Raw genomic sequence first — 11637 nt, 5'->3', positions numbered from 1 at the left:
TCACATGCTTACCGGCAGTTATTCCCCCGCGTTGGTCCTGATCTCCCTGTTTGTGGCCATCCTGGCGTCCTATACCGCTCTGGACCTGACCGGTCGGATTGCCACCGCCAAGGGCCGGGCTGTGTACCTGTGGATGGCCGGCGGCGCCCTGGCCATGGGGATTGGCGTGTGGTCGATGCACTTTATCGGGATGTTGGCGTTTCGCCTGCCGATTGCCCTGGGCTACGACATCGGCATAACGGCGCTGTCGCTGTTGATCGCCGTCCTGTCCAGTGGCTTCGCCCTGTGGCTGGTCAACCAACCGCGTCTGCCGGCCTGGCAACTGGGGTTTGGCGCCTTGATCATGGGGGCGGGGATCAGCACCATGCACTACACCGGCATGGCCGCCATGCGCATGATGCCGGGCATCGACTACGACCCCACCTTGTTCATCGCCTCATTGCTGATTGCCGTGGGGGCCTCGGCCGCCGCGTTATGGATTGCCTTCAAACTGCGGCGCAACACCCCCTATGTACGCCTGGCACGGAGCGCTGCGGCGGTGGTGATGGGCGTGGCCATCGTCGGCATGCATTACACCGGCATGGCGGCGGCGCGTTTTGCCGATGGCAGTTTTTGCGGGGCGTCGGTGGATGGCCTGAGCGGCACCGGCCTGGACAATCTAGTGTTGGTGACCACCCTGGCAATCCTGGCCTTCGCGCTATTGACCTCCTTGCTCGATGCGCGCCTGGAAGCACGCACCGCTGTGTTGGCCGATTCCTTGAGCCTGGCCAACCAGGAACTCACCCACCTGGCCCTGCACGACACGCTGACCGGCCTGCCAAACCGTACGCTGCTGGCCGATCGCATTCAGCAGGCCACCCAGTTGGTGGCGGAGCAAGGTGGGTGTTTTGCCCTGATGTTTATCGACCTCGACGGTTTTAAACCGGTCAATGACGCCTTCGGCCATCATCTGGGTGACCAATTGCTGCGCGAGGTGGGCCTGCGCCTGCGCGAAGACCTGCGCGGTCAGGACACCCTGGCGCGGATCGGCGGCGATGAGTTCGTGTTGCTGGTGCAGTTGAGCCAGCCCGACGATGCGCTGCGTCTGGCCGAACGCCAGGTGGGATTGATCAACCAATCGTTCCGCGTAGCCGAGCATGACTTGAGCATCTCTGCCAGTGTCGGCATTGCCCTGTTCCCCGGTAACGGCGCAACGCCCCAGGAACTGTTGATGAATGCCGATGCGGCGATGTATCACGCCAAGAGCATGGGCAAGAACGGCTACAGCTTTTTTGATGTGTCAATGAACACCAATGCGCGCAAGCAACTGCAACTGTTGCAGGATTTGCGCAAGGCGGTTGAACAGCAGCAGTTGCGCCTGTACTACCAGCCCAAGTTCGACGCCCTCAGCGGTCGCGCCATCGGTGCCGAAGCCCTGTTGCGCTGGGAGCACCCACAACACGGCCTGTTGCTGCCGGACAAGTTTATCGAGTTGGCGGAAAAAACCGGGGTGATCATCGCCATCGGCGATTGGGTGCTCAACGAAGCATGCCGGCAAATGCAGGTGTGGTTTGCCCAGGGGTACCGGGACTGGCGTATTGCGGTGAACCTGTCGGCCCTGCAGTTCTGCCATGCCGGGCTGGTCACCAGTGTGGCCAACGCCCTGCAGCGCCACCAGTTGCCGGCCAATAGCCTGACCCTGGAAATCACCGAAACCACGGCTATGAGCGATGCCGATGCGAGCATGCGGGTGTTGCAGGAACTCTCGGAAATGGGCGTGGATTTGTCCATTGACGACTTTGGCACCGGCTACTCCAGTCTGATGTACCTCAAGCGCCTGCCGGCCAATGAGCTGAAAATCGACCGTGGCTTTGTGCGCGACCTGGAGCACGACAGCGACGATGCCGCCATCGTCTCGGCAATTGTCGCCCTGGGCCAGGCCCTGGGCCTGCGCATCGTTGCCGAGGGGGTCGAGACCGACATGCAGCAGGATTTCCTCACGCGCCTGGGCTGTAACTCGCTGCAAGGCTACCTGCTGGGCCACCCACTGCCGGCGGATACCTTTATGAGCGCCATCGTGGCCAGGGAGCGCTTGACCCCACCGTGAGATCAATTGACCCCGGTCCATGCAAAACCTGGCAGGCGCAGGTATTCTTGGATCCAACAGCTCAGGTTGAATGGGGAGTCACTACGCATGGACAAAGTCGTCATCATCACCGGTGGCAGTCGTGGGATCGGCGCCGCCACAGCCTTGCTGGCGGCCCGACAGGGCTATCGCATCTGCATCAATTTCCAGTCCGATGAAGCCGCCGCTCTGCGGGTACTGGAGCAAGTGCGCGCACTCGGTGCCCAGGCCATTGCGGTGCGCGCCGATGTCAGCATCGAAGACGAAGTGATCAGCCTGTTCAACCGCGTCGACACCGAACTGGGGCGCGTCACCGCGCTGGTCAACAATGCCGGGACCGTCGGGCATAAATCACGGGTCGATGAGATGTCCGAATTCCGTATCCTGAAAGTCCTCAAGACCAACGTGCTAGGGCCGATCCTGTGTGCCAAGCATGCGCTGCTGCGCATGTCGCCCAAGCATGGCGGGCAGGGTGGCAGCATCGTCAACGTCTCGTCGGTGGCCTCGCGCATTGGCGCGCCCGGTGAGTATGTGGACTATGCGGCGTCCAAGGGCGCGCTGGACAGCTTCACCGTTGGCCTGTCCAAGGAAGTGGCGGGCGAGGGGATTCGTGTCAATGCCGTGCGCCCCGGCTATATCTACACCGAGTTCCATGCCCTGAGCGGCGACCCGGATCGGGTCAGCAAGCTTGAGTCCGGCATTCCCATGGCCCGCGGCGGGCGCCCGGATGAAGTGGCGGAAGCGATTGTCTGGCTGTTGTCGGACAAGGCGTCCTACGCCACCGGGACGTTTATTGACCTGGGGGGCGGCCGCTAGCAGGCCTGCCGTAACGCGTCAAAAGGTGGGCAGCACCGAGTAGCCTTTGCGGGCGAACTGGTCCAGGCGGTCAGCCTCGGAGTTGTGCAGGATGACCACACCCCTTTCGGAAAACCCGTCTATCTTGCCGTTGCGCTCCTCACTACCGTCGAGCTTGCACTCGTCCAGGTTATCAATGAAGCGCAACACCTTATCCAGATCGTAGGCGGCGTTGGCGCGAGCGTCCGGGTCCGGATTGGCTTGCGTCCAGTCGCCCAGATGCCGCTTGAGATCCCGGTCCAATTGCCAGCGATCGTTGCCGTCGACGTAGTCCGTCAACACCGCACTCTGTTCGATAATCCTTTCCGCCGAACGGTGATCCCCCGCAGGGCGTCCCATGGGGCCAGTCAGTTGGCGGACTGCGCGCTGTTCTGCGACCCGCATGTAGTTGGGCGGGATGGGCAATGGAAAATGAAAAAATGGTGGTAGGACATTGTTCATGGCACCTCTCTTTTTTGAGTGAAAAGAGGCGAATGTTAAACCGCGCAATCACGCGGTCCAACGGCACCGTTGAGCTGATCTATTTCAAGGCGTTTTTCAAAACGAACGCACAATCCGCCCCAGCGTCTCCATGGCCTTTTCCGCTGTTTCATCCCAGGGGCTGCCGTAATTCAGACGGATACAGTTACGAAAACGCTGGGTCGGCGAAAAGATCGGCCCCGGTGCAATGCTGATGCCCTGGGCCAGGGCCATCTGGAACAGTTTCAGCGAGTCGGTCTGCTCCGGCAGCTCCAGCCACAGGAAATATCCGCCGGCGGGCTGACTGACCCGGGTTTGCGCCGGAAAGTAACGGGCGATGGCCGCGAGCATGGCACTTTGCTGTTCTTCCAGGGCATAACGCAATTTGCGCAGGTGGCGGTCGTAGCCGCCGTGTTGCAGATAGTCGGCAATGGCCGCCTGGGCCGGCATCGAGGCGCATAGCGAGGTCATCAGCTTCAGACGTTCAATCTTTTGCGCGTAGCGGCCTGCCGCAACCCAGCCTACGCGGTAGCCCGGGGCCAGGCTCTTGGCGAAGGAACCGCAGTGCATCACCAGGCCTTCAGTGTCGAAGGCCTTGGCCGGCTTGGGCGCCTGTTGACCGTAGTACAGTTCGGCGTACACATCGTCTTCAATCAGCGGCACCTGGTGCCCGCGCAACAACTCGACCAGCTCCTGCTTCTTGGCCTCGGGCATGGTCGCACCCATGGGGTTCTGGAAGCTGGTCATACACCAGCAGGCCTTGATCGGGTAGCGCTCCAGGGTCTGGGCCAGCACCTTCAGGTCAATGCCATCACGCGGATGCACCGGAATTTCCACGGCCTTGAGCTTCAAGCGCTCCAACACTTGCAGGCAGGCATAAAACGCCGGGGCTTCGATGGCCACCAGATCGCCAGGCTCAGTCACCGCTTGCAGGCACAGGTTCAGCGCTTCCAGGGCGCCGTTGGTGATCAGCAGCTCTTCCATGGGCAGCATCAAGCCACCGACCATGTAGCGCAGGGCGATTTGCCGACGCAGTTGCGGGTTGCCCGGCGACATGTCCGTGACCACCATGCGCGGGTCCATTTCGCGGCTGGCGCTGGCCATGGAGCGGGCCAGGCGTTGCAGGGGGAACAGCGTCGGGCTGGGGAAGGCCGAGCCGAAGGGCACGGTCTGCGGATCCTTGATCGAATCCAGTACCGAGAACACCAGCTCACTGACGTCCACCTCGGTGGATTCGTGAACATGAGCGCTGACTGCCGGCTCCGAAAACGGGCTGGGCGCGTGGGTATTGACGAAATACCCGGAGCGCGGCCGCGCCCGGATCAGGCCGCGGCGCTCCAGCAGGTAATAGGCCTGGAACACCGTGGAGGGGCTGACGCCATAGGTCTGGCTGGCATAGCGCACCGACGGCACCCGCTGGCCCGGCCCGAGGACGCCGGAGCGGATCAGTTCAGCGATGTCGTCGGCAAATTTCTCGTAGCGTTTCATCGTGATCCTAATGTTCTACAGCGGTCAAAATGTGGGAGAGGGCTAGCCTGCTCCCACAGGGGGATTGCGTGGGTCAGCGGTTCAGCGGCGCGACAAAACGGCTGTCGGCGACACTATAAACACTTGGCTCGTCGATATCCGTCACCTTGAAACGGATGGTTTGCGAGCTGCTGGTCGGCTTGTCACGGGTCAGCGCCACAGACACCGGCACATCCGTGATCTCTCCTGGCTCCAGGCTGATCTCGGTCTTGCCCTGTAGCTGGAAGCCTTCACCATCCACCAGTTGCACGCGGTAATCCTGGCGCTGCTGGGTCTTGTTGATGATCTTCAAACTGTAGATGTTCTCGATCAACCCCTGGCTGTTCTCCCGGAACATGCCACGGTCCTTGGTGACGTCCAGCGAGACCATGGGCCGTTGCGCCAGTGCCATCACCAGGGCGGCGATCATCACCAGCAGCACGGCACTGTAGCCGATCAGGCGTGGCCGCAGCAGGTGGGTCTTGCCACCCTGCAACTGATGTTCGGAGGTGTAACTGATCAAGCCCCGGGCATAACCCATTTTATCCATGATCGAATCGCAGGCGTCGATGCAGGCGGCGCAGCCGATGCACTCCATCTGCAGGCCATCGCGGATGTCGATGCCGGTGGGGCAGACCTGCACGCACAAGTGGCAGTCGATGCAGTCGCCCAGACCCACATCGGCCGGGTTCACATCGCGTTTGCGCGGGCCACGGCTTTCGCCACGGGCGGCGTCGTAGGAAATGGTCAGGGTGTCCTTGTCGAACATCACGCTCTGGAACCGTGCATACGGGCACATATGCATGCACACCGCTTCCCGCAGCCAGCCGGCGTTGATGTAGGTGGCGCCGGTAAAGAACAGCACCCAGAACAGGCTGACACCGCCCATCTGCCAGGTCAGCAGCTCCTCGGCCAGGGGCCGGATCGGGGTGAAATAGCCGACAAAGGTCAAGCCGGTCAGCACACTGATTGCCAGCCACAGGGTGTGTTTGGCGGCGCGGCGCGCCAGTTTATTCACGCTCCAGGGCGCGGCCTGCAGCTTGATCCGCTGGTTTCGCTCACCTTCGGTGACTTTCTCGCACCACATGAACAGCCAGGTAAACGAGCTTTGCGGGCAGGTGTAGCCACACCAGACGCGGCCGGCAAATACCGTAATGGCAAACAGCCCGAAGGCACAGATGATCAACAGCGCCGACAACAGGATGAAATCCTGGGGCCAGAAGGTTGCGCCAAAAATATGGAACTTGCTTTCAGCCAGGTCCCACAACACCGCCTGGCGTGAGTCCCAGTTCAGCCACACGGTGCCAAAAAACGCCAGGAACAGAAAGCCTGCACCGCTTATGCGCAAGGTCCGGAACAGGCCGGTGAAACTGCGGGTGTGAATCAGGTTGTCGCTGGATTTGGCCTTCATCTTCTTTGGATGTGCAGGCTCGAAATTTTCTACTAATCGGACGGGGATTCTATCGCTCATGGTCTTTCGCTCATCAGCCTCCATCAGGCGGATGAACTATGGGCCGCGATCTGTTTGCATAACAGACTCAGGTAAAACCATAAAAAGCGGATCAGATGAGTTTTTAGCGCGCCGCTGCGACAATGTGCAGCACCCCGCAAGCCGCGGGGCCGGTGCCTGGATCAACAGCACGCAAGGCATGCTGATCCAGGTCAATCAAATCACCGAATCACCGGTGCTGGCCTTGAGGTGCTTGCGCCCGTCAATGGCACCTGCGACGGTCAAGGCGTCGGCCTCGGCTTCGGTGATGTAGATCCGTTGGCCGTCGATCTCGACCGCCGACATGGATTTGTCGCTGTCGGTAATCACCGTCACCTCCAAAACGCTGCAGCGTTGTTCTTCACCGTTGTCGTCGGTCTTGAAATAGCAGGTCTGGTTTTCGATACGTACGGGCATGGTCTTCTCCTGGTTGTTCGGTGCTGTTCATTAGGTGACGCTCACCGGCCAATGGTTCGGCGCAACTGACTGGCGGTCGTTGCTGTCCATCTTCTATCTCCCATGAAAAGGACAGGACCATGGACGCCTGGTGGCAAGAAGTCTGGCAAACCCTGCAAAGCGAATTCGCCGATATCGGCGATGCGCGGCAACTGACGCAAATCACCCTACGCCTGCTGATCGCCGCGATTCTGGGTGGCATCCTGGGCTTTGAGCGCGAACAGAAAGGCAAGGCCGCCGGTGTGCGCACCCATATGCTGGTGGCGATGGGCGCTGCCTTGTTTGTGCTGGTGCCACAGATGTCCGGCTCCCAGGCAGACGCCATGAGCCGGGTGGTGCAGGGGGTGATCGCCGGTATCGGTTTCCTCGGTGCGGGGACGATTCTCAAGGGCAAGGAGGAGGACACTGACCAGCACGTCAAGGGCTTGACCACCGCAGCCGGCCTGTGGATGACCGCCGCCATCGGGGTGGCGGCGGGGTTGGGCAAGGAGTCCACTGCGGTACTGAGCACCGTGCTGGCGCTACTGGTGTTCAGCGTGATGCCAAGGATTGTGAAACTACTAGACAAGCCTTAGCTACGGGGCTCCTACACGATAACCGGCGGCATAGTCGTAGGCGGCTCTTCCTTTGCCGGTGGCACGCTTTCCGGCGGTTCCTGTTCAGGAATCGGCGCAGGCTCGGTCGGCGGCAAGGTCGGTGTATCAATATTCGGGTCGGGTGTTTCAGCAGGAATCGGGATGTTCATCGCGGTGGCCTCGTTTGTGTTTTTCTCAATCGGTGGACAACCGCCACGGCCGATTGATTCCCGCCCGGTGGCGGCACACCCCTCTGAACGTTCCGCCGGCCATCGGGCTCGGACCTTATGTGGCCGGCTCAGGAAGAGCCCGCCTGCAGCACTGACAATCAAGCACAAGAGCGTCCTACCCGGATTAGCTCAGGGTCTTTCGCTCATCAGCCCCCGCAAGCCGCGGGGCCGGTGCCTGGATCAGCACGCAGGGCGTGCTGATCCAGGTCAGTCAAATTACCGAATCACCTGTGCGGCCCTTTAATCACCGCCGCCTGCTCAGGTCACCAGATCGCTGTAGGTCACTTCACCAAACACCTTGACCACGAACGGTGGCTTCCCGGGATCGCCTGCGATCATCACCACGCTTGTGTGGGTACCCGGGAGGTAGTGAATCTGCATTTCACCGCTGGCGCCTGAGAAGTTCTCTACCAGGTCAAGGGGTTTATTACCCAGTTGGGCACGAACTCCCGAGACATCGAGCTTGTCACGGCCGTGGGCAAAGTTCATGACTTCACTCGGCGCTGCCAGGATCGATTCGCCAATATTGCCGAAGGTGAAGGTTTGGCTGCTGCCTTGGGCAGGTGGATTGTCCCTGGGCTGGGGTGTCTGGGTTGTCTGTATCGGCGGGTTATTCTCCGGTGTTGGCTTTGCCTGGGACGGTGTCTCATCCGTTGGCGTGTCCTGGGGGAGCGCGTTCAATGATTGGCCGAGGCCGGAAAGGGCCTTGGCGGTGCCTGCGCTATCGCGCTTGCGCTGCTTGATATTCACTTCCTCCAGACGCAACTCTTGCTCGACTTCCTGGCTGGCCCTGAAATCCGCCTCGGGGTCGCCGGTGTTCATGCGTGATCTGATTTCATTCTTACTCAACCCAGGGACCTCCACGGCTGCCGCAGTATCTTGCAGGTGCTCGAGGTTTGTTTGGCTCAAGAGTGTCTTGAATTCGTTGAGTTGCCTGATCGTTCCGGCGGCATTGGGGCCATTCTGCATCGTGCGGATATTGGCCGGGCTCAACAACGTGCGCAGTTCGCTGAGACGGCTCCTGGTCTCCATGGAAAACGGCTCGCGCAACATTTGTATGACACTGTCGCGGTTCAATAACTTGCCAACTTTGTCGGCTATTACAGAGCCTACGTCAGGCGTTTGTGGGCGAGGCTTGGCCTGTGCAGTGGCTGCCTCGGACTGCCGGGGGGGATAGCCACGCTCGGCAGGCTTTGCGTCAGGTTGGCGCGTGGTTTTGAACTGTGAGGTAGGCGTTGGCTGCTGACGCGGTCTGTCAGGCGTTTTTGTTCGTGAGGGGGCACTTGGGCCGGCCTTGAGCAAGCGCAGAATCTCTTGAGAATGATTAAGTGGCACTTTTTCAGGAAGCGACGTGATAGGTCGGTACGGCTGATGATTAGCGGGTTGAATTGACATGATGAGCCCTCGCATGGGTTTGACGTGATGCATGCGCAAGTCAGCCTATCTATGGGCGAGGGCGATCGACTTCAGTGCTTTCGGGCTGGTTGGTAGGACGTATCTCTAATGCTTGCCCGATCGCGGGCAAGCAGCGACGCTTTTCAGGCGACGACCGGTGGCGCGGTTTGCGGTGGGTCCTCCATCGGTGGTGGCAGGTTTTCAGGTGGCTCCTGCTCGGGAATCGGTACTGGCTCAGTGGGCGGCAGTGGTGGCTTGTCTATATTGGGCTCTGGGGTTCGTGCGGGGATCGGGCTACTCATCGGTATGGCCTCCTTTGTGCTTTGTTGTATCGGGGACAATCGGCACGGCCGATTGATTCCCGCCCGGCGGGCGGCACATCCATCTGAACTTTCCGCCGGCCACCGGGCTCGGACCTTATGTGGCCGGCTCAGGAAGAGCCCGCCTGCAGCACTGACAATCAAGCACAAGAGCGTCCATGGGGCGTAAGGGGAGATGCTCGATGACGGCTGAAATACCCGGATTACCATTGTCCCAGGCACTGTTGCTGCCCAGGATCGCCATTGAAGACACGATGCCGGTGATTGATGCCGGCGCATTCGCGGTCAAGGCCGTGCAAGGGCAATCCATCCACGTTACCAGCAAGGTGTTCGCCGACGGCCATGACCAGTTGGCCGTGTTGATTCGCTGGCGGTCGCTGAGTGAAGACAACTGGCATCGCGAGGTCATGGCAGACAAGGGCAACAACACCTGGGAAGGCACTTTCGACGTCACCCTGCAGGGCCCGCACCAATATTGCATCGAGGCGTGGATCGACCATTTCGCCAGTTTCTGCTACGAACTGGGCAAGAAACACACCGCCGGGGTTCCCGTCAGCCTGGAGCTGCAGGAAGGTCGCCAGCAGGTCTTGCAAGCCGCTGAACGCAGTGAAGGTGAGCTGCAGGAGCACTTGCAGCAATTGCATCAACAATTGTCCGGGCTGCTGGAAACCGAGCAGGTCGCGTTGTTTCTGCACGAACACAGTGCACAGCTGATGGCCGAGGCCGATTTACGCCCCTACCTGAGTATCAGCCCGGTGTATCCACTGGATGTGGAACGGCCACAGGCGCTGTTTGCCAGTTGGTACGAGCTGTTTCCGCGCTCGATCACCGACGATGCGGCGCGCCACGGCACCTTCAATGACGTGCATGGGCGCCTGGCGATGATCCATGACATGGGCTTTGACGTGCTGTACTTCCCGCCGATCCACCCCATCGGCCGTAGTCACCGCAAGGGCAAGAACAACTCACTGACCGCCGGCCCCGAGGATCCCGGCAGCCCGTATGCCATCGGCAGCGAGGAGGGCGGCCATGACGCCATCCATTCGCAGCTGGGCACCCGCGAGGATTTCCGCCGCCTGGTAGCCGCCGCCGCCGAGCACGGCCTGGAGATCGCCCTGGACTTTGCCATCCAATGTTCCCAGGACCACCCCTGGCTCAAGCAGCATCCCGGCTGGTTCAACTGGCGCCCGGACGGCACGATCAAATATGCGGAAAACCCGCCGAAGAAATACCAGGACATCGTCAACGTCGACTTCTATGCCACCGATGCGATCCCCAGCCTGTGGCTGGAGTTGCGCGATGTCGTGCTGGGCTGGGTCGAGGAGGGGGTCAAGACCTTCCGCGTCGACAACCCTCACACCAAGCCGCTGCCGTTCTGGCAATGGTTGATCAGCGATGTACGGGCCCAGCACCCCGAAGTGATCTTCCTCGCCGAGGCCTTCACCACCCCGGCGATGATGGCGCGGCTGGGCAAGGTCGGTTATTCCCAGAGCTACACCTATTTCACCTGGCGCAACACCAAGGCCGAATTGAGTGAGTACTTCACCCAGTTGAACCAGTCGCCCTGGCGTGAATGCTACCGGCCGAACTTTTTCGTCAACACCCCGGACATCAACCCGGGCTTTCTGCATGAGTCCGGGCGCCCCGGCTTTTTGATCCGTGCCGCGCTGGCCACCATGGGCTCGGGCCTATGGGGCATGTACTCGGGTTTTGAGCTGTGTGAAAGCGCGCCGGTGCCGGGCAAGGAAGAGTACCTGGACTCGGAAAAGTACGAGATCCGCCCCCGGGACTTCAGTGCCCCCGGCAACATCATTGCCGAGATTGCCCAACTCAACCGCATCCGCCGGCAAAACCCGGCACTGCAGACACACTTGGGCCTGACGCTCTACAACGCGTTCAACGACCACATCCTGTACTTCGGCAAGCGCAGCGAGGATGGCAGCAACTTCATCCTGGTCGCCGTCAACCTCGACCCGTTCAACGCCCAGGAGGCGCATTTCGAGCTGCCGTTGTGGGAGATGGGCCTGCCGGACGACGCCCAAGTGCAGGGCGAAGACCTGATGAACGGCCATCGCTGGACCTGGTACGGCAAGATCCAATGGATGCGCATCGAGCCCCATATGCCATTTGGCATCTGGCGCGTAACCCAGTCTTGAGTCGGATGCAGATCAACTGTGGGAGCGGGCAAGCCCGCACACATTGATCCAGTCCAGTCTGTAAGTTTTCTTGAATTTTCCAGGAGTTTCCA

At 60.7% G+C, this 11637-nt stretch carries 11 protein-coding genes; 4 read left to right on the top strand and 7 right to left on the bottom strand.

The genetic code is table 11. The annotated features are described in order from the left end of the window. Positions 1-4: 4 nt before the first annotated feature. Both K1X80_RS14660 and K1X80_RS14655 read left to right on the top strand, forming a co-directional pair. Positions 5-2086 (top strand): bifunctional diguanylate cyclase/phosphodiesterase, encoded by a 2082-nt coding sequence (locus tag K1X80_RS14660; protein WP_169989689.1) that lies wholly within the window; start codon positions 5-7, stop codon positions 2084-2086. An 87-nt stretch (positions 2087-2173) separates the two neighbouring features. Continuing rightward, on the top strand, positions 2174-2920 hold the full coding sequence (locus K1X80_RS14655) for an SDR family oxidoreductase (RefSeq protein WP_057959466.1): 747 nt from the start codon (positions 2174-2176) through the stop codon (positions 2918-2920). An 18-nt stretch (positions 2921-2938) separates the two neighbouring features. Here K1X80_RS14655 and K1X80_RS14650 read toward each other — a convergent pair whose 3' ends face one another. From K1X80_RS14650 to K1X80_RS14635, 4 genes are all read right to left on the bottom strand, one after another. After that, positions 2939-3400, bottom strand: coding sequence for a hypothetical protein (locus K1X80_RS14650; protein WP_253207605.1), 462 nt, complete (start codon positions 3398-3400; stop codon positions 2939-2941). A 96-nt stretch (positions 3401-3496) separates the two neighbouring features. After that, positions 3497-4906 carry a GntR family transcriptional regulator MpaR gene (mapR, locus tag K1X80_RS14645; protein ID WP_057436622.1) on the bottom strand — a complete coding sequence of 470 codons (1410 nt, stop codon included), beginning with the start codon at positions 4904-4906 and terminating at the stop codon, positions 3497-3499. 73 nt (positions 4907-4979) lie between these two features. Next, positions 4980-6395 (bottom strand): cytochrome c oxidase accessory protein CcoG, encoded by a 1416-nt coding sequence (ccoG, locus tag K1X80_RS14640; protein ID WP_057959467.1) that lies wholly within the window; start codon positions 6393-6395, stop codon positions 4980-4982. 195 nt (positions 6396-6590) lie between these two features. Further along, a complete protein-coding gene (locus tag K1X80_RS14635; RefSeq protein ID WP_057436618.1) occupies positions 6591-6830 on the bottom strand; it encodes a DUF3203 family protein in 240 nt (79 codons plus the stop codon). 119 nt (positions 6831-6949) lie between these two features. Here K1X80_RS14635 and K1X80_RS14630 point away from each other — a divergent pair, with 119 nt between their 5' ends. Next, positions 6950-7444: an MgtC/SapB family protein gene (locus tag K1X80_RS14630; RefSeq protein WP_057959468.1), complete on the top strand. Its 495-nt coding sequence runs from the start codon at positions 6950-6952 to the stop codon at positions 7442-7444. An 11-nt stretch (positions 7445-7455) separates the two neighbouring features. Here the strand turns inward: K1X80_RS14630 and K1X80_RS14625 are convergent, their stop codons facing one another. The 3 genes from K1X80_RS14625 to K1X80_RS14615 all read right to left on the bottom strand — a co-directional run bounded on the left by K1X80_RS14625 (position 7456) and on the right by K1X80_RS14615 (position 9371). Then, on the bottom strand, positions 7456-7614 hold the full coding sequence (locus K1X80_RS14625) for a hypothetical protein (RefSeq protein WP_162947732.1): 159 nt from the start codon (positions 7612-7614) through the stop codon (positions 7456-7458). Positions 7615-7932: 318 nt separating this feature from the next. Next, the gene (locus tag K1X80_RS14620; protein ID WP_169989692.1) at positions 7933-9069 is read right to left on the bottom strand and encodes a M10 family metallopeptidase C-terminal domain-containing protein; all 1137 of its coding nucleotides are present in this window, start codon (positions 9067-9069) and stop codon (positions 7933-7935) included. A 143-nt stretch (positions 9070-9212) separates the two neighbouring features. Further along, complete coding sequence (locus tag K1X80_RS14615; RefSeq protein ID WP_169989693.1) at positions 9213-9371, bottom strand: hypothetical protein; 159 nt, start codon at positions 9369-9371, stop codon at positions 9213-9215. 200 nt (positions 9372-9571) lie between these two features. Between K1X80_RS14615 and K1X80_RS14610 the strand changes: the two genes are divergently transcribed. After that, complete coding sequence (locus K1X80_RS14610) at positions 9572-11545, top strand: alpha-1,4-glucan--maltose-1-phosphate maltosyltransferase (RefSeq protein WP_057959470.1); 1974 nt, start codon at positions 9572-9574, stop codon at positions 11543-11545. Positions 11546-11637 lie beyond the last annotated feature (92 nt).

This window comes from Pseudomonas sp. So3.2b, assembly GCF_019464415.1.
GTDB classification, from domain to species: domain Bacteria; phylum Pseudomonadota; class Gammaproteobacteria; order Pseudomonadales; family Pseudomonadaceae; genus Aquipseudomonas; species Aquipseudomonas shahriarae.
Note: the sequence above shows the minus strand (reverse complement) of the source record. Positions and strands in the feature narration are given on the sequence as shown.